This is a genomic window from Pseudomonas sp. MEJ086 (genome assembly GCF_030209025.1).
Taxonomy (GTDB): Bacteria; Pseudomonadota; Gammaproteobacteria; order Pseudomonadales; family Pseudomonadaceae; genus Aquipseudomonas; species Aquipseudomonas fulva_A.
On record NZ_JARVSV010000012.1, the window covers coordinates 88,704 to 111,776 of the forward strand.

Annotated in this window: 24 protein-coding genes; 5 read left to right on the top strand and 19 right to left on the bottom strand. The window is 64.3% G+C overall.

Annotation, left to right across the window (positions count from 1 at the left end; all coding sequences use genetic code 11):
- Positions 1-2: 2 nt before the first annotated feature.
- From QRN22_RS09595 to ribBA, 4 genes are all read right to left on the bottom strand, one after another.
- Positions 3-812: an ABC transporter permease gene (locus QRN22_RS09595; protein ID WP_042553445.1), complete on the bottom strand. Its 810-nt coding sequence runs from the start codon at positions 810-812 to the stop codon at positions 3-5.
- Between the two features lie 5 nt (positions 813-817).
- On the bottom strand, positions 818-1,726 hold the full coding sequence (locus tag QRN22_RS09600; RefSeq protein WP_042553444.1) for an ABC transporter permease: 909 nt from the start codon (positions 1,724-1,726) through the stop codon (positions 818-820).
- A 1-nt stretch (position 1,727) separates the two neighbouring features.
- Complete coding sequence (locus tag QRN22_RS09605) at positions 1,728-2,753, bottom strand: polyamine ABC transporter substrate-binding protein (RefSeq protein ID WP_042553443.1); 1,026 nt, start codon at positions 2,751-2,753, stop codon at positions 1,728-1,730.
- 386 nt (positions 2,754-3,139) lie between these two features.
- Positions 3,140-4,246 carry a bifunctional 3,4-dihydroxy-2-butanone-4-phosphate synthase/GTP cyclohydrolase II gene (gene ribBA, locus QRN22_RS09610; protein WP_042553442.1) on the bottom strand — a complete coding sequence of 369 codons (1,107 nt, stop codon included), beginning with the start codon at positions 4,244-4,246 and terminating at the stop codon, positions 3,140-3,142.
- Positions 4,247-4,320: 74 nt separating this feature from the next.
- On the opposite strand from ribBA, the gene QRN22_RS09615 reads away from it, so the two are divergent.
- On the top strand, positions 4,321-4,614 hold the full coding sequence (locus QRN22_RS09615; RefSeq protein ID WP_042553441.1) for a DUF1330 domain-containing protein: 294 nt from the start codon (positions 4,321-4,323) through the stop codon (positions 4,612-4,614).
- Positions 4,615-4,741: 127 nt separating this feature from the next.
- Here the strand turns inward: QRN22_RS09615 and QRN22_RS09620 are convergent, their stop codons facing one another.
- The 13 genes from QRN22_RS09620 to folE2 form a co-directional block, all read right to left on the bottom strand.
- Entirely contained in the window at positions 4,742-5,674 is a 933-nt protein-coding gene (locus QRN22_RS09620; RefSeq protein WP_042553440.1) for a PfkB family carbohydrate kinase, read from the bottom strand.
- The gene (locus QRN22_RS09625; RefSeq protein WP_042553439.1) at positions 5,664-7,127 is read right to left on the bottom strand and encodes a purine-cytosine permease family protein; all 1,464 of its coding nucleotides are present in this window, start codon (positions 7,125-7,127) and stop codon (positions 5,664-5,666) included. Before QRN22_RS09625 ends, QRN22_RS09620 begins: the two co-directional genes overlap by 11 nt.
- A 70-nt stretch (positions 7,128-7,197) precedes the next feature.
- Positions 7,198-8,214 (bottom strand): ADP-ribosylglycohydrolase family protein, encoded by a 1,017-nt coding sequence (locus QRN22_RS09630; protein WP_042553438.1) that lies wholly within the window; start codon positions 8,212-8,214, stop codon positions 7,198-7,200.
- Positions 8,211-8,924: a GntR family transcriptional regulator gene (locus QRN22_RS09635; RefSeq protein WP_042553437.1), complete on the bottom strand. Its 714-nt coding sequence runs from the start codon at positions 8,922-8,924 to the stop codon at positions 8,211-8,213. The genes QRN22_RS09630 and QRN22_RS09635 overlap by 4 nt, the downstream gene beginning before the upstream one ends.
- A gap of 130 nt (positions 8,925-9,054) precedes the next feature.
- A complete protein-coding gene (locus QRN22_RS09640) occupies positions 9,055-9,618 on the bottom strand; it encodes an NUDIX hydrolase (protein WP_042553436.1) in 564 nt (187 codons plus the stop codon).
- 5 nt (positions 9,619-9,623) lie between these two features.
- On the bottom strand, positions 9,624-10,373 hold the full coding sequence (locus tag QRN22_RS09645) for a GntR family transcriptional regulator (protein ID WP_042553435.1): 750 nt from the start codon (positions 10,371-10,373) through the stop codon (positions 9,624-9,626).
- Between the two features lie 37 nt (positions 10,374-10,410).
- On the bottom strand, positions 10,411-10,809 hold the full coding sequence (locus QRN22_RS09650; RefSeq protein WP_042553434.1) for a carboxymuconolactone decarboxylase family protein: 399 nt from the start codon (positions 10,807-10,809) through the stop codon (positions 10,411-10,413).
- Positions 10,810-10,985: 176 nt separating this feature from the next.
- Entirely contained in the window at positions 10,986-12,437 is a 1,452-nt protein-coding gene (locus QRN22_RS09655) for an NAD-dependent succinate-semialdehyde dehydrogenase (RefSeq protein ID WP_042553433.1), read from the bottom strand.
- A gap of 245 nt (positions 12,438-12,682) precedes the next feature.
- The gene (locus tag QRN22_RS09660; RefSeq protein ID WP_042553432.1) at positions 12,683-13,168 is read right to left on the bottom strand and encodes a flavin reductase family protein; all 486 of its coding nucleotides are present in this window, start codon (positions 13,166-13,168) and stop codon (positions 12,683-12,685) included.
- 20 nt (positions 13,169-13,188) lie between these two features.
- On the bottom strand, positions 13,189-14,670 hold the full coding sequence (locus QRN22_RS09665) for an aldehyde dehydrogenase (protein ID WP_042553431.1): 1,482 nt from the start codon (positions 14,668-14,670) through the stop codon (positions 13,189-13,191).
- Positions 14,667-15,500, bottom strand: coding sequence for an alpha/beta fold hydrolase (locus QRN22_RS09670; protein ID WP_042553430.1), 834 nt, complete (start codon positions 15,498-15,500; stop codon positions 14,667-14,669). The genes QRN22_RS09665 and QRN22_RS09670 overlap by 4 nt, the downstream gene beginning before the upstream one ends.
- Positions 15,501-15,513: 13 nt before the next feature.
- Positions 15,514-16,104, bottom strand: a complete 591-nt coding sequence (locus QRN22_RS09675; protein ID WP_042553429.1) for an amino acid synthesis family protein — start codon at positions 16,102-16,104, stop codon at positions 15,514-15,516.
- A gap of 415 nt (positions 16,105-16,519) precedes the next feature.
- Positions 16,520-17,416 carry a GTP cyclohydrolase FolE2 gene (folE2, locus tag QRN22_RS09680; protein WP_042553428.1) on the bottom strand — a complete coding sequence of 299 codons (897 nt, stop codon included), beginning with the start codon at positions 17,414-17,416 and terminating at the stop codon, positions 16,520-16,522.
- 82 nt (positions 17,417-17,498) lie between these two features.
- On the opposite strand from folE2, the gene dksA reads away from it, so the two are divergent.
- The 3 genes from dksA to QRN22_RS09695 are packed head-to-tail and all read left to right on the top strand — an operon-like array spanning position 17,499 to position 19,775.
- Positions 17,499-17,903: an RNA polymerase-binding protein DksA gene (gene dksA / locus QRN22_RS09685; protein ID WP_042553427.1), complete on the top strand. Its 405-nt coding sequence runs from the start codon at positions 17,499-17,501 to the stop codon at positions 17,901-17,903.
- A gap of 25 nt (positions 17,904-17,928) precedes the next feature.
- Positions 17,929-19,131 (top strand): zinc metallochaperone GTPase ZigA, encoded by a 1,203-nt coding sequence (zigA, locus tag QRN22_RS09690; protein WP_042553426.1) that lies wholly within the window; start codon positions 17,929-17,931, stop codon positions 19,129-19,131.
- A complete protein-coding gene (locus QRN22_RS09695; protein ID WP_042553425.1) occupies positions 19,128-19,775 on the top strand; it encodes a DUF1826 domain-containing protein in 648 nt (215 codons plus the stop codon). Before zigA ends, QRN22_RS09695 begins: the two co-directional genes overlap by 4 nt.
- Positions 19,776-19,906: 131 nt before the next feature.
- Here QRN22_RS09695 and QRN22_RS09700 read toward each other — a convergent pair whose 3' ends face one another.
- Entirely contained in the window at positions 19,907-20,260 is a 354-nt protein-coding gene (locus QRN22_RS09700) for a hypothetical protein (RefSeq protein WP_042553424.1), read from the bottom strand.
- Positions 20,261-20,359: 99 nt separating this feature from the next.
- Here QRN22_RS09700 and QRN22_RS09705 point away from each other — a divergent pair, with 99 nt between their 5' ends.
- Entirely contained in the window at positions 20,360-21,316 is a 957-nt protein-coding gene (locus tag QRN22_RS09705) for a CobW family GTP-binding protein (RefSeq protein WP_042553423.1), read from the top strand.
- Between the two features lie 293 nt (positions 21,317-21,609).
- Here QRN22_RS09705 and QRN22_RS09710 read toward each other — a convergent pair whose 3' ends face one another.
- The gene (locus QRN22_RS09710) at positions 21,610-22,914 is read right to left on the bottom strand and encodes an MFS transporter (RefSeq protein ID WP_042553422.1); all 1,305 of its coding nucleotides are present in this window, start codon (positions 22,912-22,914) and stop codon (positions 21,610-21,612) included.
- Positions 22,915-23,073: the final 159 nt, after the last annotated feature.

Sequence of the window (23,073 nt, forward strand, 5' to 3'; positions counted from 1 at the left end):
ACTCAGGCTTTGACGTCGGTGCGCCGGCGCACGATGGCGGCGATGACCATGACCAGCAGGGAAAGACCGATCAGCAGCGTCGAGGCGACGGCGATCACGGGGGTGAGATCCTGGCGCAGCGTCGTCCACATCTTCACCGGCAGCGTCTGCAGGCCGGGGCTGGCCATCATCACGCTGAGCACCACTTCGTCCCAGGAAACCAGGAAGGCGAACAGGCCGCCGGCCACCAGGCCCGGACGGATCGCCGGGAAGGTCACCTTGACGATGGCCTGCAGGCGCGTGGCGCCGCAGATCACCGCGGCATCCTCGATGGACTGATCGAACAGCTTCAGCGAGTTGATGATCGAGATGATGGTAAACGGCAGCGCGACGATCACGTGGCTGACCACGAAGGCGAACAGCGTGCCGGTGTAGCCGAGCTTGAGGAACAAGGCGTAGACCGCCACGGCGATGATCACCAGTGGCACGATCATCGGCAGGGTGAACAGCGCGAACAGCAGCTCACGGCCAGGGAAGCGGCCACGTACCAGGGCGAAGGCGCTGGGCATGCCGATGGCGACCGCGCAGATGGTCGTCAGCAAGGCCACCTTGAGGCTGACCAGCGCCGAGTCCATCCACTGGGCGTTGGAGAAGAACTGCCCGTACCACTTGAACGTCCAGCCCGGTGGCGGAAACACCAGCCACTGCGAGGAGCCGAACGACAGCAGCACGATGAACAGAATCGGTAGCAGCAGGAACACGGCGATCAGCGCGGTGACCGTATTGAGGCCGTAGCGCAGGCCGCGGCCCATGGCATTGGGTGACAGCAGCATGGCGTTTACCTCGCAGTGCTGGAAGCCACCGGCGATTCCGGTTGCAGCTTCAAGTAGACGTAGAACAGCACCAGCGTGATGAGGATCAGCAAGGCTGCCGCCGCGCTGGCAATGCCCCAGTTAAGGAACGATTGCACCTGCTGGATGATGAATTCGGGCAGCATCATGTTCTGCGCGCCGCCAAGCAGCGCCGGGGTCACGTAGTAACCCAGGGACATCACGAAGACCATCAGACCACCCGAGAAAATGCCCGGCCTGCACAACGGCAGGAATACCTTGAAGAAGTTGCGCCATGGGCTGGCGCCGCAGATCGAGCCGGCCTGCAAGACCATCGGGTCGATGGCGCTCATGGTCGCCTGCAGTGGCAGCACGATGAACGGAATCATGATGTAGCTCATGCCGATCACCACACCGGTCAGGTTGTGCACCATCTCCAGGGGCTGATCGATGATGCCCATGGCCATCAGCGTCTTGTTCACCACGCCCGAGGACTGCAACAGCACCAGCCAGGAGTAGGTGCGTGCCAGCAGGCTGGTCCACATCGACAGCAGGACGATATTCAGCAGCCAGCGGCCCCAGCCGCGCGGCATCAGGGTGATCGCCCAGGCCAGGGGGAACCCCAGCAGCAGGCTGATCACGGTCACCAGCCCGGCTACCGCGAAGGTGTTGAACAGCACCTTGGAGTAGGCCGAATTGGCGAACAGTTGTGCGTAGTTGCCCAGCCCTGGCTCCGGCTCCAGCACGCCGCGCAGCAGCAGGCCGATCAGCGGCGTCAGGAAGAACAACCCGAGGAACAGCAGGGCCGGCAGCAGGTACGGGGCGCCGCGCCAGCGCGCCGCCCGTTCCGCGTTACCGTCGGCGCTGTCGCGCCGACGGTTTGCTGCACCGACCTCAGGGGTACGGAGCGCGGTCATCTCACTTCACCAGCCATTCGTTCCAGCGGGTGGCGATGTCCGCCCCGTTCTTCGCCCAGTAGGCGTAGTCCAGGGTGATCTGATCGCTCACGTGCGCGGTGGGCAGGTTCGGTGCCAGCACCGAGTCCAGGCGCTGCACGCTGTCGACGTTGACCGGCGCGTAGGCGGTGAGGTTGGCGAAGTCGGCCTGGCCCTTGGCGCCGCTGGCGTGAGCCAGGAACTTCATGGCCGCGTCCTTGTTCTTGGCACCCTTGGGGATGACCAGGAAGTCGGCCATGACCAGGTTCTGCTTCCAGCTTGCCGCTACCGGTGCGCCTTCTTCCTGCAAGGCATAGATACGGCCGTTCCAGAACTGACCGAGGCTCGCCTCGCCGGAAGCCAGGAGTTGCTGCGACTGTGCGCCGCCGCCCCACCAGACGATGTCTTTCTTGATGGTGTCGAGTTTCTTGAAGGCGCGATCCAGATCCAGCGGGTACAGCTTGTCGGCGGCAACACCGTCAGCCAGCAGGGCCAGTTCGATCACGCCCGGGCTCGGCCACTTGTACAGGGCGCGTTTGCCGGGGTAGGTCGCGGTGTCGAACAGGGCGCTCCAGTCTTCCGGCTTCTTGTTGCCGAGGCTGCCCTCGTTGTAGCCGAGCACGAAGGAAAAGAAGAACGAACCGACACCGTGATCGGAGACGAAGCGCGGGTCGATCTTCTCACGCTCGATGACGCCGAAGTCCAGCGGCTCCAGCAGACCTTCGGCGGCCGCGCGCAGGGCGAAGTCGGCTTCCACGTCGACCACGTCCCACTGCACGTTGCCGCTCTCGACCATGGCCTTGAGCTTGCCGTAGTCGGTCGGTCCGTCCTGCACCACCGTGACGCCGCTGCTCTTGCTGAACGGATCCGCCCAGGCGGCCTTCTGCGCGTCCTGGGTGCTACCGCCCCAGCTCACGAAGTTGACGGTTTCGGCAGAGGCCGTGGTGGCGACTGCTGCACTCAGAATGCTCGCGGCGAGCACCGAGGTCACACCTTTGATAAACACCATCTTGCTTGCCCTCTTTGTTGTGTTTTTTCGCAAGCGAGCGTTGTGCCCGCTTAACCGGAGCAGTGGATCCAGGGGATCTGAATGGCGGCCGATATCGGGTGCTGTCTTTGTGATTTTCCCTTAGAACCTGTTCATGATCTGCTGCGCGTCGGCCCTACTGCGTTAAAAACAAGCTCAGAATGCTCATTTACAGCTCGTAAACTCCGCTTCCTCGCTTGTTTTTGCCTTGTAGTGCTCTAGCTCGCTAGATCGTGAACAGGTTCTTGCGGGGCACACGATAAACTGGCTGGCCTTAGGGATATCATATTATGGTATTCCAAACTTTCCGCAAGCGCTTTGCCACACTTCTTGTCCCGCTTGCGCAACCGGTCATCCGTGGCCTCCGCTCACTCGAAGGGCACGGTCTCGACAACCTCCAGTTCATAGCCGGCAAGACCCGCGTACTTGAGCGGCGGGCCCAGGTGACGCAGCTTGCCGACGCCGAGGTCCTGCAGAATCTGTGCCCCGGTGCCGACCTCCGAATAGACCCGTGTCTGTCCGCGATTGAACGGGCGCTGCGGCTGGGTCAGTTGCGGGACGCGCTCGAGCAGCGCCTGGGACGACTCGTGGTTGGCCAGCACCACGACGACGCCCTTGCCGTCGGCGGCGATGCGTTCCAGAGCGGCCCATAGCGTCCAGCTGCGCGGGCCGGTGTATTCGGCGCCTACCAGATCGCGCAGCGGATCGATGGCATGCACGCGCGCCAGGGTCGGCTCGTCATGACGGATATCGCCCATCACCATGGCCATGTGCACGCCCCCGGCGATGCGGTCTTCATAGGTGATCAGGCGGAACTCGCCGTGCACGGTGGGCAGCTCGCGTTCGCCGATGCGGGTAATGGTGTGCTCGGTGCTCAGGCGGTGCTGGATGAGGTCGGCGATGGTGCCGATCCTGATGCCGTGGGAGTGGGCGAAGGCCTCAAGCTGCGGGCGGCGCGCCATGCTGCCATCCTCGTTCATGACTTCGACGATCACCGCCGCCGGGGTCAGGCCGGCCAGCCTGGCCAGATCGCAGCCCGCCTCGGTGTGCCCGGCGCGGGTCAGTACGCCGCCTTCCTTGGCTCTCAGCGGGAAGATGTGGCCGGGCTGCACCAGGTCGGCGGCCTTCGCGCCAGGCGCAACGGCAGTCAGCACCGTGTGCGCACGGTCGGCGGCGGAAATGCCCGTGCTGATGCCGCTGGCGGCTTCGATGGAAACGGTGAAGGCGGTGGAAAACACGCTACCGTTACTCGGTACCATCTGCTCCAGACCCAGACGCTGGCAGTGCTCGTCGGTCAGGGTCAGGCAGATCAGCCCGCGGGCTTCACGGGCCATGAAGTTGATCGCCTGAGGCGTGCAGAACTGCGCAGCGAGCAGCAGGTCGCCCTCGTTCTCGCGGTCTTCGTCATCGACCAGCAGCACCATCTTGCCCTGGCGGAAGTCATCGATGAGTTCACGGATGGGATGGAAGGGCATGGCGGATCTCGTCGGCTGGGTTATTTTAAATTATGGTATACCGTAATACGAAATCAAATTAAAGGAGGTCAATCATGAAGGGTTACTGGATCGCGCACGTGGACGTCACCGACCCCGAGCGCTATGTGGAATACACCAAGCGCGCCCCGGCGGCCTTCGCCGCCTTCGGTGGCAGATTTCTGGCCCGCGGCGGCCGTTCCGAAGCCCAGGAAGGCCGGACCACACCACAGCGTAGCGTGGTGATCGAATTCCCATCGTACGATCAGGCCGTCGCCTGCTACCGCTCCGAGGCCTACCAGGAAGCCAGCAGCTACCGGGCCGGCGCCGCGCGCTCGGAAGTGATCATCGTCGAGGGCATGGCGCCCTGAATGGATGGCGGAGGGCTGAACGACCGGGTTCAGCTTTCGCTGCTCGACGCTGGATGCGCCGTTTGCATGGGCTGTTGGCAGGCAACCGAGCCGTCAGGCGTTGACGGACTCGGCCAACCCACTCAGATCAGACCACGCTCTGCGCTGCCAGAAAGGCATCGAGCTCGACGGCCGGCGGACAGGTTGCCGGCCCGCGACGGGTCACCGCAATGGCCGCTGCGGCATTGGCGCGCGCGGCGGCGGCCTGCTCGGAAAACCCTGCAGCCAGGCTGGCCAGAAATACGCCGATGTGGGCATCACCAGCGCCATTGGTATCCAGCGCTTGCACGGCAAAGCCCGGTACCTGCTGACGCCAATCGTCACGGGCCAGCCAGCAGCCCTGCGGACCGTCACGCAGGATCACCAGTGCTCCTTCCGGCAGGCGTGCTGTCAGTCGCTGCAGAGCCTGTTCCAGGCTGTCGGCAGCGGTAAATTGCAGGGCTTCTTCACGGTTGCTGCTCCAGATTGCCAGCCGATCAAGTAACTGCTCGGCGCCTGGTAGAGCCGGGTTGCAGGCCAGCGGGCCCGGATCGAACACCAGAGTGCCGGCAGCACCGCCTTGCTGCAGCCAGCTCAGCAGGGAAGCGGCCTTGCCGGTATGCAGCAGGCTGTAGCCGCTGACCATCACCCAGTCTTCGGCAGCGGCGGTTTCGTTACGGAGGTCATGGGCCTGCAATACGCCCTCGGCCCCGACATGGGAAATGAACGAGCGCTCGGCACTGGCGTCGGTCAGCGCGACGCACAGGCCGGTATCGCCGCCCGTGCTTGGCGGCAGGCGGCATTCGATACCTTCCACTGCCATGGCGTGGCGCGCCATGTCACCAAAACGACCGACCCCGTGACGACCCAGGTAGCAGGTGCTCAGGCCATTGCGTGCGGCCGCCGCCATGACATTGAAACCACCGCCCACCTCGAACGCCGCGCTGCTGGCCAGTACATCCTGGCCGACGCTCGGCAAGGCGTCGACCGCCATCACCAGGTCGACGACGACCTGGCCGCTGTACAGCAATCTAGCGGCCATGGCTGGCCTCGTGAGTCACGGCGGCACGGCGGTCACGACAGCCACCGAGCAGCGCGTAGAGGCCGCCAGCGACGATGAAGGTGATGATCCAGCCGAGGCCATTGTGGCCAAACCAGGAGTCGGCCAGCCAGCCATGGAACAGCACGTTGTCGGCGCCGATTTTCACGGTGGTGAAGCTGAAACCCAGCACGATCGCCACTGCCCAGGCGCCCAGGGCGCGCCATTCCACGCCGCCGGCGTACCAGTAGGCGCTGCTCGGGCTGACGTTCATCAGGTCGGCCGCCTCGTAGCGCTGGCGGTGCCGCAAGTCGACCAGGAAGATACCCACCCAGGCGGTGATCGGCACGGCCAGCATGGAGATGAAGGTGATGAACGGGCCGTAGAAACTCTCGGCGATCAACATGAAATAGATCGAGCCGATGAAGATCACCACGATGTCCACCACCACGGCGTAGACCCGCTTGACCTTGAGGCCGAGGGTCAGGGTGGTCAGGCCCGCGGAGTAGACCGACAGGTTGTTGGACAGCAGCAAGCCGCCGAACGCGGTGATCAGGTAGGGCACCGCCATCCAGGTCGGCAGCAGCTCGCGAATCGCCACGATGGGGTCGGTCGCCGACGCGAGGTGGTCATTACCCACCGAGATCAGGCCACCGAGGGTGATCAGCAGCACCAGCGGAATTCCCGCGCCAAAGGCCGCCGAGGCCACCAGCCCGGCTGCCCGCACGCTCTTGTGCTGGTAGCGCGACATGTCGGCGCCAGCATTGGCCCAGCCGATGCCCGTACCCGCGGCCATGGTGCCGACGCCGATCAGCACGGCGGACATCGGCGCCGGTGTCGCCGCCCACACCAGGGCCCAGTCGATATGCAGGGCCAGAAAGCTGCCAACCACCAGGTTCAGCGCGCCGAACACCCAGGTTGCCCATTTCTGAATCACCAACAACGTGGCATGGCCGAGCCCAGATACGCACAAGGTGAGCAGCACGAACAGGCCGATGAACAGCAGCGTGAGGAGCGGTGCGGACTTGGCCTCCACCGGCGTGCCCTGAATGATCGACACCAACGACAGCAGTACGAAGGCCGCCGTGGTGGTGTTGACGGTTTCCCAGCCCAGACGCGAGCCAAGCGATACCAGGGTCGGACCGATATTGCCGCGCATGCCGAAGATCGCCCGCGACAGCGTCAGGCTCGGAGCGCGACCTCGGCGGCCGGCAATCGACAGCAGGCCGACGATGGCGAAGGAGCCACCGGCACCGACAATCGCGACGATCAGCGCCTGCCAGATCGACAGCCCCTGGAAGGCGATCAGCGTGGCGCCCAGTGGCAAGCCGAGGATGCTGATATTGGCCGCGAACCAGACCCAGAACAGCTGCAGCGGATGACCGTTGCATTCATTTTCGGGGACGGGCTCGATGCCGCGGGTTTCCAACTGGCCCACCTGTTCGGATGCACGCATGGCATGACTCCTGCGATAGTTGCTGTTGTTGGCAGGGCTGAGTGACCGCACGGGCGGCCACCCATGGGGTTCAAGTCGTTCGCAAGGCAAGCAATTGGTCGGTCAACGGTGCCAGGTCGATTTGGCTCACCGCACAGACTTGAGCCAGCGCCGCGCTCGGCCAGGCCTCCAGGCCATGGGTCGCGCCGAGCATGGCGCCGAGGACGGCGGCGATGGTATCGGTATCGCCGCCCAGGCTGGCGGCCATGCACAAGGCCTGATAAGGCGTCAGTTGCCCATTGGCGACGGCACGCGCCAGGGCGAATGCGGCGACCACGGACTCCTGGGATGCCACCGAGGTGCCGATCACCTCGTAGATCAAACCGGGCAATGCGTCGGGGCTGGTTGCGTCGCAGAGCCGAGCGCTCCACTCGATGCGTGCAGCGATATTGCCGCCCGCCACCCAGTGACCGCGCTTCTGGCCTTCGCGCGCGGCTTCGATGCCCAGAGCCAATGCGCTGGTCAGGTCGTCGCCATTGATGCCGGCTGACACCACCGCTGCCACGGCGGCGGCGCTGGCGATACCCAGGCCGGTGTTGTGGGTCACCTGGCAGGCCTGCAGCACCTGAGCCATGAAATGCTCGTGGTCACGTACATCGGCGGCGATACCCACCGGGGTGATGCGCATCGCCGCACCATTGGTGGTGCCGAAGCGCCCGGCTTGTTCCGGACTGGCGCCGGCGAGAATCATCTCGATCGCCCGCTTGGTCGAAGGGCCGAGCAGATCCTGCGAACCCTTGGCGCGCATGACCGCTTCCCAGTCGATCAGGCGCTGTGCCAGGTCAGTCGGTGCGATGCGGCCTTGGCCTTCGACCAGCAGTTCGCCGACCAGAATCGCCTGCTCGGTATCGTCGGTAATAGCGCCAGCCGGCATGTTCGGGGCGATGGGTTGATCGTCGTCCGCATCGATCAGGCCTTCGATGTGGCCATAGCGCGTGTGAATCTGCTCGCGTGACAGCGATTGAGTCGGCATGCCGAGCGCATCGCCCAGTGCCAGCCCATGGAATGCGCCGAGCGCGCGGTCTCGCGCCGCGGGAAAAAGGCTCACGGTGCGCCTCCGAAATCGAGATGAAGTTGGAAATGGACGGGGTCGAGGTAGCTCTCGACGCGCTCCATGAAACGCCCGCGGCTATCGAAGGTTTCCCTCACCACCTTGAGGAATACGCTGCCCGGCGTGCGCTGCAGCTGGCTGGCCGCCTCATCGTCGAGCGGCGCGGCACCGATCCACTGCTTGCCCTGCCCGGCCCGATAGCCATGGGCGGCCAGCGTGGCGGTCAGCGAGTCGTCGAGCAGGCCCTCCTCGGCCAGGTTCTCCAGGCCATCACAGGCCGGAATCAGTGCACGCTCGAGGGACACCAGGCTGTCATCGGCAGCCCGCCGCCGGCGCTCGATCAGCATGAAGCGAGCGCGGCCGAAGCGTTCGGCAAACTCCTCTAGCTCCACACCGCTGATGCCCAGCAGCTCGGTCCGTATCTGCACACCCCCGGCGGCGAGGGCCTGCGCCCAGCCTCCGCCCTGGTGCAGAGGCACGCCGTCGTAGGTGACCACGGAGCCGACCCCCGGCTGGGTGCCGATGTAATTGCGTCGCTTGAGCTCGGAAAGCGCCTCGCGCAGCGTACCGCGGCTGACATCGAAGGCCGCCGCCAGCTCGTGTTCGCCGGGTAGGCGCTCACCGGCGCCGAGCACGCCTTGCTCGATGCGTTCGGCCAGGGCGCGAACCACGCGGGTTTTCTTGTCGAATCGAACCTGTCTAATCATGTACAAATTAATAGCGCCAGATGGGCTGCTCTGCAAGTGCTTTGTGGTCGACGGCAGGCTCGTGGGTTCACAGCGGTTCGGGATCGCCCGTATGGCTGCAGCGCGACGGCGGGCGGCGGCGCGGCCAGGCTCAGCGGATGAAGTGCACCTTGCCGGTGTCGTCGCTGCCCATGTAGATCCCGTAGATGCCCGCTTCGCGTTCGGCGATGTAGCGTTCGAGAATCTGGCGGATGGCCGGGTAGTAGATCTGCTCCCAGGGGATGTCCTCGGGGGCGAAGAAGCGGCGAGCCAGGGTTTCACTGCCGAAGTAGCCGGTATCGTGCAGCAGCCGGGCGCGGAAGATCAGGTACACCTCGCTGATCGAGGGCACGCTGAACACCGAGTAGGGGCAGAGGATTTCGGCGACCACGCCGGCCTCCTCGCGCACTTCACGCAGCGCCGCCTCTTCGGTGGTTTCGCCGTTTTCCATGAACCCTGCGGGCAGCGTCCAGGTGCCGACGCGCGGCGCGATGGCGCGTTGGCAGAGTAGATAGCGGCCGTCCTGCTCGATGATGCAGCCGGTGATTATCTTCGGGTTTTCGTAATGGATATGCCCGCAGCCGGCGCATACCAGCCGTGAATGGTCGTCGCCGGCCGGGCGGCGCCGTTCCAGCGTCGCGCCGCCGCATTGCTGACAGAAGCGCGGGCTGGGCATGGGGGTCAGCTCCCGATACGCGGGTCTTTCAGACCGATGGGGGCGACGATGTCCCGCGCCTTGGCACCTTCCTGTTTGGCTTCCAGGTACTCCAGGGCGACCTTGGCCGCGGCACGTACGTGATCGACCGACGCCTGGTGAGCGGCCAGCGGGTCGCCACTCTTGATCGCCTCGACCATCCGCTCCATTTCCTGATTGCTGGTGCTGCGTCGGTTGGTCTGCGATACCGAGGTGGCCCGCAGGTAGCTGATGCGCGCCTGCAACTGGCGCAGCTGGGTGGCGGCGATGTCGTTGCCCGAGCCTTCCATCAGCACGTTGTAGAACTCCTGAACCGACTCCAGGACGTCCGGCAGCTCGCCCTCTTCGAGGGTCTGGCGGTTGTTCTCCAGCGCGCGCTCCAGGGCGCGGATGTCCTTGGCGCGGGCGCGCAGGGTGAACAGCTGGACGATCATGCCTTCCAGCACGCAGCGCAGCTCGTAGAGATCGCAGGCGTCTTCCAGGGTGATGATCGCCACGCGTGGGCCCTTGGCGTCGGCGAATTCCACCAGGCCTTCCGACTCGAGATGGCGCAGCGCCTCGCGCACCGAGGTGCGGCTGACCCCCAACCGATCGCACAGATCGCGCTCCACCAGGCGGTCGCCGGGTAGCAGCTGGAAGTTCATGATGGCGCTGCGCAGCTTGTCCAGAACGATCTCCCGCAGGGTCACGGGGTTGCGGTTGACCTTGAAGCTATCGTCGATCGGCTGGCGTTTCATGGTTAGGGCTCGAGTTATAGGTATGGGATCACTCAAACTATGCCTCGGCCTGCTGGGCTTCGGCATCCGCTTCGGCGAACGCTTCACGGGCGATGCGGAAGCTGTCGACTGCGGCAGGCACACCGCAGTAAATGCCGACCTGCAGCAGAATCTCGCGGATCTGCTCGCGGCTGAGACCGTTGCGCAGGGCGCCGCGAATGTGCAACTTCAGCTCGTGCGGGCGGTTGAGCGCGGAAATCATGGCCAAGTTTATCATGCTGCGTTCCTGCATCGATAAGCCTTCACGACCCCACACATGCCCCCAGCAGTATTCGGTGACCAGCTCCTGCAGCGGGCGGTTGAAGTCGTCGGCATTCTCCACCGAGCGCTTCACGTAATCCTCGCCCAGCACCTGGGTGCGGATCTGCAGGCCCTTCTCGTACTTGTCGTTGCTCATGGTCGCTCTCCCGGTTTAATTCGCAGTGAGGCCGCTGTAAGGCGATAGCGGACCTTCGATTTGGTGGGCTGAAGCCCACCCTACAGCCGCGCATCTAGCCGTAGGGTGGGCTTTAGCCCACCAATTGTCCCCCGACTACGAAAGGCTGCTATCGCCTTAACCCAGTCGCCTTAACCTCAAAGCCCACCCATCAAGGTGTATTTGATTTCCAGATAGTCGTCGATGCCATAGTGCGAGCCTTCGCGGCCCAGGCCCGACGCCTTGATGCCGCCGAAAGGCGCCACTTCGGTGGAAATCAGCCCTTCGTTGATGCCGACCATGCCGTACTCCAAGCCCTCGCTCATGCGCCAGGCGCGGCCGAGGTCGCGGGTGTAGCAATAAGCGGCCAGGCCGAACTCGGTATCGTTGGCCATGTGCAGCGCTTCGGCTTCGTCGCGGAAGCGGAACACCGCAGCCAGTGGGCCGAAGGTTTCCTCGCGTGCGACCTTCATGCCGGTGGTGACCTCGGCCAGCACCGTGGGCTGATAGAAACCGTGGCCCAGCGCGTGACGCTCGCCGCCGCAGATCAGCCTGGCGCCTTTGCCCAGGGCATCGGCGACGTGATCAGCGACTTTATCCACAGCCCGCTCATTGATCAGCGGGCCCTGTTGCGCGCCTTCGGCAAAACCATCGGCGACCTTCAGTTCGCCTACGCGCTCGGCCAGGCGGGCGACGAAGGCGTCATGGATGCCGTCCTGCACCAGAAAGCGGTTCACGCACACGCAGGTCTGCCCGGCATTGCGGAATTTGGCGATCAGCGCGCCGTCCACCGCACGCTCCAGATCGGCATCGTCGAAGACGATGAACGGCGCATTGCCGCCCAGTTCCAGAGAGACCTTCTTCAAGGTGCTGGCGCACTGCTGCATCAACAGCTTGCCGATCGGCGTGGAGCCGGTGAACGACAGCTTGCGCACCGTGGCGCTGGCGCACAGCTCGTTGCCGATGGCCACCGCGTCGCCGGTAATCACGTTGAAGATGCCGGGGGGAATGCCCGCTTCCTCGGCGAGCACCGCCAGCGCCAGTGCGGAAAACGGCGTTTCCGGCGCCGGCTTGACGATGCAGGGGCAGCCAGCGGCCAGCGCCGGGCCGACCTTGCGGGTGATCATCGCCGCCGGAAAGTTCCACGGCGTGATGGCTGCGACCACGCCAATCGGCTCCTTGGTCACGATGATGCGTGCATCGGGCTTGTGGCTGGGAATGGTGTCGCCATAGATGCGCTTGGCTTCCTCGGCGAACCACTCGATGAAGCTGGCCGCGTAGAGGATTTCGCCCTTGGCTTCGGCCAGTGGCTTGCCCTGTTCCAGGGTAAGGATCTCTGCCAGTGCGTCAGCATGTTCCAGCATCAGCGCATGCCAGCGCTTGAGCACCGCACTGCGTTCCTTGGCGGTGCGCGCACGCCAGGCTGGCCAGGCGGCATTGGCGGCGGCGATGGCTCGCAGAGCTTCGGCGCTGCCCATGTCGGGTACCCGGCCGATCTCTTCGCCATTGGCGGGGTTGAAGATGGCTTGGGTGCCGCCTTCATCGGCGGCCAACCACTGGCCATCGAGGTAGGCGTACTGACGAAACAGACGCGACGCTTCAGGTGTCATGGCGACTCCGAAATAAAACAGGCCGCGCTCGAGGGTGAGTGAACGCGGCCGTAAAAAGAGGAATTCTTACCGCTACCGGCGAGGAACCTAAAGCTTGTTCAGGATCGTAGGGTGGACAACGCTTTTTTTGTCCACCATTGCGATTGCAGAGCGGTGGACGGGTCGGGCCGCGTAGGTGAGGCGTCGGCTACGCGCCCCGGTCCACCCTACAACGGTGATTTAGGTTCTCGCCGAAGTCACGTCGATCAAGCCAACGCCGGCAGGGCGCCGAGCTTGCCGCGGTGATAGATCATCGGCACCGGAGCGACCTCAGGCAGAATCAGGTTCTTCACTGCGCCTACCATGATGGCGTGATCACCGCCGTCGTACTCGCGCCACAGCTCGCACTCGATGATCGCGGCGGCGTTTTTCAGCAGCGGGTTGCCTTGCTCGCTGAGGGTCCATTCGATGCCTGCGGCCTTGTCCTTGCCCTTGCCGGCGAAGGCATAGGCTTCGGCCTGTTGCTCGGCAGAGAGCAGGTGAATCGCGAAGCGCTTGCTGTCGCGCAGCACCGGGTAGGAATCGGAGCCGTAGTTGGGGCAGAACAGCACCAGCGCAGGGTCGATCGACAGCGCGCTGAAGGCGCTGGCGGTGATCCCGACGATGCCGCCATCCGGGCCCAGCGTGGTAACGATGGTCACCCCCGAGGGGAAGGCGGCCATGACGGATTTGTACAGTCCGGGTTCGATCATTTGTACTTTCCTCGATGCGCTCAGCGCATCACGAACGGGTCGGGCATCGGCGCTTGCGACAGGTTGATCCACACCGTTTTCAGTTCGGTGTAGGCCAGTACCGAGTCGATGCCGCTTTCACGGCCGTAGCCGCTGTTCTTGAAACCACCGATCGGCGCCATGGCCGATACGGCACGGTAGGTGTTGACCCATATGATGCCTGATCGCACGCCCTTGGCCAGTCGATGGGCGCGGCCTAGGTCGCGGGTCCAGATGCCGGCGGCAAGGCCGAACTGCGAGTCGTTGGCCATGGCCAGCGCTTCGGCCTCGTCCTTGAAGCGGATCACCGAGGCCACCGGGCCGAAGACTTCTTCCTGCATGATGGTCATCGAGTGGTCGTCGCACTCGAACAGGGTCGGCTCGTAATACCAGCCTTCGCCGTCGACCTGAGGGCGTTTGCCACCCAGGCGCAACGTCGCGCCTTCGGCGACGGCAGTGGCGACCAGACGCTCGACCACGGCCAGTTGCTGAGCGGTGGCCATGGGGCCCATCTCGCTGGCGTCGTCCTGCGGGTTGCCGATGCGGATACGTTTGGCGCGTTCGACCAGGCGTTCGACGAATTCGTCGTAGATGCTGTCCTGCACCAGCAGCCGCGACCCGGCCACGCAACTCTGCCCGGAGGCGGCGTAGATGCCGGCGACCACGCCGTTCACGGCGCTGTCGAGATCGGCGTCGGCGAAGATGATGTTCGGCGACTTGCCGCCCAGTTCCAGTGACAGCTTGGCGAAGTTCTCCGCACTGGCACGCACCACATGGCGTGCTGTGGCGGCGCCGCCGGTGAAGGCGATCTTGCGTACCAGCGGGTGACTGGTCAGCGCCGCACCGGTGGTCGGCCCGTAGCCGGTGACCACGTTGACCACGCCGGCCGGGAAACCCGCTTCGAGTGCCAGGCGAGCCAGTTCGAGGATGGTCGCCGAGGCATGCTCCGAGGGCTTGAGCACGATGGTGTTGCCCGCTGCCAGGGCTGGCGCGAGCTTGATGGCAGTCAGGTACAGCGGGCTGTTCCAGGGAATGATCCCGGCTACCACGCCAATCGGCTCGTGGGTGGTGTAGGCGAACATGTCTGGCTTGTCGAGGGGCAGGGTGCCGCCTTCGAGCTTGTCGGCCAGGCCCGCGGTGTAGTGGAAGAACTCCGGCAGGTAGCCGACCTGGCCACGGGTTTCGCGGATCAGCTTGCCGTTGTCGCGGCTTTCCAGCTGGGCCAGGGCTTCCTTGTTCTCGGCGATCAGGTCGCCGAGACGACGCAGCAGTTTGCCCCGTGCAGTGGCGCTCAGGTTGCGCCAGGCCGGGTTGTCGAACGCTGCCTGAGCGGCCTGTACGGCGCGCTCGACGTCTTCGCCGGCGGCATCCGGGAGCACCGCCCAGGCCTCAGCGCGTGCCGGGTCGAGGCTCTCGAAGGTCTTGCCGGACTGCGCGTCGACCCACTGGCCGTCAATGCACATCTGATAGCGTGCGAGTGTCATGCGACGATCCCCTTTGCGGTGTTCTGCAGCTGGCTGGCCTCTCTGAGGAATTCCAGCAGCATCTGGTTGACCAGGCGCGGCGATTCCACCGGCATCATATGCCGTTGTTCGGCCAGTACCACGGCCCTGGCACCTGGAATACAGCGCGCCAGTTGCTCGGCCATCTGCGGTGTCGAGCCCGGATCGAGCTCGCCGGTGGCGATCAGGGTCGGCACGCGGATCTCGGCCAGATCGTCGGCCCGATACATGTCCTGGGTGGCGAACAGCGTATAGGTGGTCAGGTAGCCCTGGGCATCGTTGCCGGCCAGGGTCTGGCGGATGGCGGCGATCTGCGCCGGGTTGGCCGCCTGGTATTCACGGCTGAACCAGCGTGACAGCGCCGCTTCGGCATTGGCGTCAGGGCCATGTTCGGCGGCCTGGGCAGTGCGCTCGATGACGCCTGCACGTTGCTCGGGGCTGCGGTTGAACACGCTGTTGAGTACCACCAGGGCGGCGATGCGCTGCGGGTAGTGCAGCGCGAAGGCGCGAGCCACCAGGCCGCCCATGGAGAAACCGATCACCGTGGCTTGCTGCTGGCCGAGGTGATCGAGCAGTTCACGCAACTGGTCGGCGTAACCGGCCAGGTCGGTGTCCGCTGCCGGTCGTGGGCTGTCGCCGTGGCCGAGCATGTCATAGACGATGACCTGGAAATGCTGGGCCAGCCCAACCACCTGGCCGCCCCACATGTCCTTGGTCAGGCCGACACCGTGGATCAACACCACGGGCTGGCCCTGGCCGATCACCCGGTAACTGGTGCCGGCGGGGGTACGTTCAGCGAGATGCCGAATCATGGCCTGCTCCCGATCACTGCGCCTTCTCGGCGGCCAGTTCTTCCAGATCGATGTAACGGTTACCGATACGCGGATGCAGGCGGCCACCGTTGGCGGCACCCAGTACCACGACGATTTCGTCGGCACGCGGGGCATCTTCGATCTGCATTTCCAGGGTGATGTAGTGCGAGCGCAGGCCTTCGTCGTCCTTGTGCATCATCGGAATCTGGATCGAAGTGCCCGGGCCACCGCGCTTGTTGGTGAAGCTCAGGTAGCTCTTGGCCTTCACCGCTTCGCGGTAGTGATTGCCGAAGCGCAGGGTGTGGATAACGGCCGAGGCGTGCTCGATTTCACCATCGGCACCGACCACGGCAGCCTTGCCATAGGCTTCGATCTTGTCGGCACCACCGATGGCGGCGGTCAGGCGCGCGACCATCAATTCACCCAGCTCGGAGCAGTTGGCCTTGATCACTGGTTTGAGGTCTTCGACGAAGCCGTTGCCAACCCAGGGGTTCTTGATCACGACGGCCAGTCCGACCATGGTGACCGGCTTGTCGGTGGCCTTGCCGCCTTCGATCAGGGTTTCTTCTACATAGCTGACGATCTTGCGAATCTCGAAACTCATGACAGCTCCTTCGGCTGGGTGGTGTTGAGTATTATGGTATACCAGAATACACAATATGCAAGCCTCTCTGAACGTCAGGCACAGCGCCGCCTTGGCAGCAATCAGGGACAGCGCCAGCCGGCTAAAAAGGGTTGTTTCAGGCAGTTATGAATTGCAAAAGCTGGACCGTCCCCCCGCTCTGCGTGGTACTCCAGCTTGGCGCGCTCCGCTGTCACTTCGCGGGAGGTGCATCGAACGCGCAGCGTCCTGGCGAGGCGTTCCCACGGGGAGCGTGAGGAACGATCAGTGCGGTGGTCTCGATGGTTCCCACGGGCTGCGTGGTAACCCAGCCCGGGGCGTTCTGCGCCCGGGCCACGATTGCCTCACTGGAGGTGCAGCGGACGCGCAGTGTCCTGGCCAGGCGCCCCCGTGTATCTCAGCGCCAGTTGTGGCTGGCGCAGGCCACGGCGTCATGGGCATGCAGGCTTTCGGCATGGGTGACCTGGATGTGCAAGCCGCCGACGCCGGGCATCGCCAGGACCGCCTCATGCAGGCGGCGGGCGGCGTCCTCGCAGAACATCAGATTCTGGCCGTTGGCCAGGGCAAAGGCCTGTTCGTCAGCGCGTTTGACGGCGGTCTGCACGGCGGTGCCCAGGGCAGCCTCCGAGCGCTCGAGCAGTTCGATGAAGGGCAGGGCGTCAGCATCGCTCTCCAGGCGAATCCGAATCTGTGCATCGCTGCGTTGGCTGTGCGGTGTGGCGACGATGCCGGAACTGCTGCCCAGCCAGGCATGCGTCTGCTCGAAATCCGGCGTGCGCTCGGCGAAGTCGTCGCTGAAGCGCTGCTGGATCAGTTGCCGCGCCAGGGCCGCCGAGCAGGGGCAGGTCGAGGAGTAATTCACCTGCAAACCCAGCTCCAGATGAAAACCGCCCGGGTCGAGGTGCGAGCGGATGGTCAGCGGATAGGCCTTGTAGCCGGACAGTGGGCTGACCAGCGCTGGCCGCTCGATCAGCCACTCGCCGCGCAGATCCAGGTGAGCGCATAGCGACAGACCCTGGTGGCTGTCCAGGAAGCGTTGCAGCACCTGGCGCAACGAGGCGGGCGACAGCGGTTCGCGCTGCAAGTGGGCCAGCGCCAGATACAGGCGTGACATGTGGATACCGCGTGTCTGGCCGTCGTCCAGGCTCACGCCGGCATCGATTCGCGCGCTGATGGCCTGTTCCCCTATCCGCACGGGCAGAGCGATGCCGCGCATACCGACCCAGTCGAGGGTGGTGGCGGAGTTGGCACTGCGCTGTGCGGCGATATCGGGCAGGTTTGTCTGGAGGTTCATTGATCACCCTTGCTTGGCGTGCATGACGATTTGGCTTTAAATGTTATGTTATAACACTTAAAGTTAACCCAGTGAGCCCGCCATGACCGCCGATGAACTGCTTGCCCTGCCGCCCCAGGACTACATGAACGAAGCCCAACAGGGTTTCTTCCGGGATCTGCTGATCCGTCAGCGTGAGGAATTGCAGCAACGCATCGACGATGAATTCGGCGCGCTGCGCGAGCAGGAGCGGCCCGCTGACGAGGCCGACATCGCCAGCCGCGAAGAGCAGCACCAATGGCAGATGCGCCTGCTGGAGCGGGAAAAGAAGTTGCTCGACAAGATCGACCAGGCCCTCGAGCGCCTGGCGCGCGGCGAGTACGGCTGGTGCCGCGAAACCGGCGAGCCGATCGGCCTGCGTCGTTTGCTGCTGCGCCCCACGGCCAGCCTGTGTATCGAGGCGAAAGAGCGCGAAGAACAGCGCGAACGCCATCAACGTGACCTGTGAACCTGATGCTGATGAGGAACCCACCATGCCCGACCGTCTTCCCGTTACCGTGCTTTCCGGCTTTCTCGGCGCCGGCAAGAGCACCCTGCTCAATCATGTGCTGAAGAATCGCGACGGCCTGCGCGTCGCGGTGATCGTCAACGACATGAGTGAAATCAACATCGATGGCAGCGAGGTGCAGCGCGATGTCAGCCTCAACCGCGCCGAAGAGAAGCTCGTCGAGATGAGCAACGGCTGCATCTGCTGCACCCTGCGCGAGGACCTGCTCGAGGAAGTCAGCAAGCTGGCCCGCGACGGACGCTTCGATTACCTGCTGATCGAGTCCACCGGCATTTCCGAACCATTGCCGATCGCCGAAACCTTCACCTTTCGCGACGAGCAGGGTCAGAGCCTGGCCGATCTGGCGCGGCTGGATACCCTGGTCACGGTGGTCGACGGAGTGAATTTCCTGCCTGACTTCCAGGCTGCCCAGAGCCTGGCCAGCCGTGGCGAGACCCTTGGCGAGGACGACGAACGCTCGATCAGTGACCTGCTGATCGAACAGATCGAGTTCGCCGATGTGCTGCTGATCAGCAAGATCGACCTGATCAGCCAGGCCGAGCGCGAAGAGCTGACTGCCATCCTGCGCGGCCTCAATACCCGCGCCGAGATTCTGCCGATGAGCATGGGCGCGGTACCGCTGAAGGCGATCCTCGACACCGGCCTGTTCGACTTCGAACGTGCCGCCGAGTCGCCGGGCTGGCTGAAGGAACTACGCGGTGAGCACGTACCGGAAACCGAAGAGTATGGCATCGCCTCCAGTGCCTACCGGGCGCGCCGGCCGTTTCATCCCCAGCGTTTCTTCGATTTTCTCAGCCGCGAGTGGAGCAACGGCAGGCTGCTGCGCTCCAAGGGGTTCTTTTGGCTGGCCAGCAAGTATCAGGAAGCCGGCAGCTGGTCCCAGGCCGGTGGCCTGATGCGCCACGGCCTGGCCGGGCGCTGGTGGCGCTTCGTGCCGAAGAGCCAGTGGCCCCAGGATGAAGATGGCCTCAAGGGCATCATCCGCCAGTGGGACGCCGCCAGCGGTGATTGCCGTCAGGAGCTGGTATTCATCGGCCAGAACATCGACTTTGCGCTGCTGCACGCGGAGCTGGACGACTGCCTGCTCAGCGACGAGGAAATGGCTGCCGGCACCGAGGCCTGGCGGCTGTTGCCCGATCCTTTCGGACCCTGGCAGGAGGCCGCATGATCCTGGCGTTCAAACCCCGTGTGATGCCGCAACAGGTTTGCGGTGAAGAGATCGACGTGCTTGGCGAGGCGTTGCGTGACGAGGTCAATCTGGCGGTCTGGCAGCGCAGGCTGCCGGACCACCTGTCCGGCTTCGCCAGCACCTTGCTGGCCCAGGGGGAGCCCCTGGCGCAATCGCTGAGCATCGACCTGAGCGACGCCGATGCCGAGCCCGCGTTGCCCGGCTTGCTCGCCGGCTACAGCGATATTCCCGGCCAGGCGGCGTTTCTCGCCGACGTGGCCTGGCTGATCCGCGCCTACGCCTGCCTGCTCGACGCCCGCAGCATCGGTTTGCGCCTGCGCGCGCTGGATGGTGCCATGTGCCCGCGTTTCCACGTCGACCGTGTGCCGTTGCGGCTGATCACCAGCTACGCCGGCCCCGGCAGTCAGTGGCTGCGTGAAGGCGCGGTATCACGTCAGCAACTCGGTGGCCCCCAGGCGCTGCCGGCGGACAATGCCGTGGTCGAGCAGATTGGCTGCGGTCATGTCGCGCTGCTCAAGGGCGAGCGCTGGATCGGCAACGAAGGCCGAGGTCTGGTGCATCGCTCGCCAGCGTTGCCGGCAGGAGAGCGGCGTTTGTTGCTGACTCTGGACTGGCTGGCGTGACGCGGCAGCGACTGCTCGAACGGCAGGCAAAAAAAAGCTGCGCCCAGGCGCAGCGATAGAGCAGCCAGTGCCTGACCGGCTGCGAAGAGAGACTGTATTAAGACCCACGTGGATGACGATTGGATGACGGCTCAGTAGGCCATCCAAACGCCTTTGCTTTGCTGTTCGCAGAATGGCTTGAGGTAGGCGGCGTCGTTGGCTACCCCGTAGTAGTGAACGTCCTGCTGGTAGGGCGTGCCGCCCACCTTGGCGTTGCGGCAAACGCCAAAGGCGCCGGTGGGGCACTGCTCGACGAAGCTGACATCGACCTTCTGGCCCTTGAGCTGCGGCTGGCAGAAACCGGTGCGAAACAGGTTGGGCGGGATGCTGCGGTTCTGCTGGCAGACCTTCACGTCCAGGCGCTCGGCCTGGCTGTGCACCACACAGGCTTCGCCCCAGGCCAGGCCGGAGAGACTACACAACACCAGAGGCAGCAAACGGCGCATCGACCCAACTCCAGAAAATGATGCAGAACTGTAGAGTCTGTGGCGAGGTTACCGCAAGCCGAGCTTTTCCTCGGGCCACCTAACCGGCACCATGGCGCCATGCTGAAACAGATACCTACCCACCTGATCGCCGGCCCACTGGGCGCTGGCAAGACCAGCCTGATTCGCCAGTTGCTGGCCCAGCGGCCTGCGCACGAGCGCTGGGCAGTGCTGATCAACGAGTTCGGACAGATCGGTCTGGATGCCGCGCTGCTCAGCCGTGACGAGGATGGCCTGAGTTTCAGCGAGGTGGCCGGTGGCTGCCTGTGCTGTGTGAATGGCGTGCCTTTTCAGGTCGGTCTCGGTCGACTGTTGCGCAAGGCCAGACCGGATCGCCTGTTCATCGAGCCATCCGGGTTGGGGCATCCCTCGAGTCTGCTGGAGCAGCTGGGCCAGGCGCCCTGGGAAGGCGTGCTGGCGGTGCAGCCGCTGCTGATGGTGATCGATGCCGCCGCGCTGGCTGCCGATCGGCCGCTCGCCGACAACCAGCGTGACGCTTTGCCCCATGCCGGGCTGCTGGTGCTGAACAAGAGTGAAGAGGTCGATGAGGCGAGCCGTGCGCGCATCGCGCGAAGCCTGCCGCATGCACTGTACTGGACCAGCCAGGGTCTGCTGCCGTTCGACCGTCTGCCATTGGCTGATGCAGTGGGCACCGTGACCGATGGCCGCTGCTTGCCGGATGGCCCGTTACCTGCTGTCACCGTCTGGCGTAGCGCCGAGGAGCCGATCTGCCTGGTTCAGGATCAGCCCGAGGGCTGGAGCATCGGTTGGCGCTGGCACCCCAGTCAGCGTTTCGACCTGCTGCGGATGCAGCAGTGGCTGACGCCGCTGCCATGGCGGCGCGCCAAGCTGGTGGTGCAGACCAATGCCGGCTGGCTGTCGGTCAATGCCCTGGAGGGGCAGGCGCTGCACTGGCAGAACAGCGAGTGGCGCAAGGATTCGCGGCTGGAGCTGATCTTCGCCGGCGCTCAGAACGAGGCGACGCTGCAGGCCGGCATGGCGGCCTGCCGACTTTAAGAGCCTTTTGACGATCTTTTTGGGCGGCATAAATAGCCTGCTACAAGGCGATAGCGGTCATCGGTGCAGTACCTGTGGGAGCGGGCCATGCCCGCGATTTTTTCGCGGGCATGGCCCGCTCCCACAGAATGTAGACCGAGCTTCTACTCCCACCATTCAGCTGTAGGGTGGGCTTCAGCCCACCAAACCGAACGGCTGCTTCCGCCACTTTGCAGTCAAAGCGCTGAAGCGGATCCGAAAGATCGTGAACAGGTTCTAAGAAGGGCGCCGCTCAGGGCGCCCGGCCTGGCAGGCTAGTCCGTGGTGATCCGCGAGTGGGTGCGGGTGTCCTTCATGGTGATGTACACCAGCAGCGAGCAGGCGATGCAACCGGTCACGTACCAGTAGAAGCCGCTCTCCATGCCCACGCTCTTGAACCACAGCGCCACGTATTCGGCGGTGCCGCCGAAGATCGACACGGTCAGCGCGTAGGGCAGGCCGACGCCCAGGGCGCGAATCTCGGTGGGGAACAGCTCGGCCTTCACCACCGCGTTGATCGAGGTGTAACCACTGACGATGATCAGCGCCGCCATGATCAGGAAGAACGCGCCCCACCAGCTCTGCACCGTGTGCAGCGTGGTGAGGATCGGGTAGGTGAACAGCGTGCCCAGCACCCCGAAGGCGATCAGGATCGGGCGTCGACCGATCTTGTCGGACAGCGCGCCCACCAGCGGTTGCAGCAGCATGAACAGGAACAGCGTGGCGGCCGAGATCATGGTCGAGTCGTTCTTGCTCATGCCCACGGTGTTGACCAGGTATTTCTGCATGTAGGTGGTGTAGGTGTAGAAGGCCAGGGTGCCGCCCATGGTCAGGCCGACCACGGTGAGCAACTCCTTGGGATGGCGCAGCAGGGTGCGCATGATGTTTTCCTTCGGCGCCTCGGTCTTCTTGAACGAGTCGGTTTCCTCCATGCCGCGACGCAGGTACATGGCGACCACCGCGCACAGCGCGCCGATCACGAACGGCACACGCCAGCCCCAGGTTTCCAGCTGCTCGACGGTCAGCGTCTGCTGCAGGATGATCAGCACCGCCAGGGCGATGAGCTGGCCGGAGATCAGCGTCACGTACTGGAAGCTGGAGAAAAAGCCGCGGCGTTCCTTGGTGGCCATCTCCGACAGGTAGGTGGCCGAGGTGCCGTATTCGCCACCGACCGACAGGCCCTGCAGCAGCCGTGCGATCACCAGCAGCACCGGCGCGGCAACGCCGATGGTTTCATAGCTGGGGGTCAGGGCGATGATCAGCGAACCGAAGCACATCAGCAGCACCGAGGCCATAAGTGCAGCCTTGCGGCCCTTGCGGTCGGCGTAGATGCCCATCAGCCAGCCACCGATGGGGCGCATCAGAAAGCCGACGGCAAAGATCGCAGCGGTGTTGAGCAACTGGGCGGTCATGTCGCCCTGTGGGAAGAAGGCCTTGGCGAAGTACAGCGAGAAAGCGGCGTAGACATACCAGTCGTACCATTCGACGAGGTTGCCGACCGAGCCGCTGAAAATGGATTTGATGCGTTGGGACGTGGTGCGCGTTTGCGCGGGGGCAGACAGCGTGCTGGTGCTTTCCATCAGAGGGAACCTCGATCTCGTCATTATTCTTGTACGCCAGTGCAGGCGCTGGCTGGGCCATTGCAGAAGCTGTGCCAGCCGCTGAAAGCCCCGCCCTGTGGGCGTTATGACGAAATCGAGAAGGTGGTTGCTAGCGGAAATCTGCTAGTGCTGCAGGTT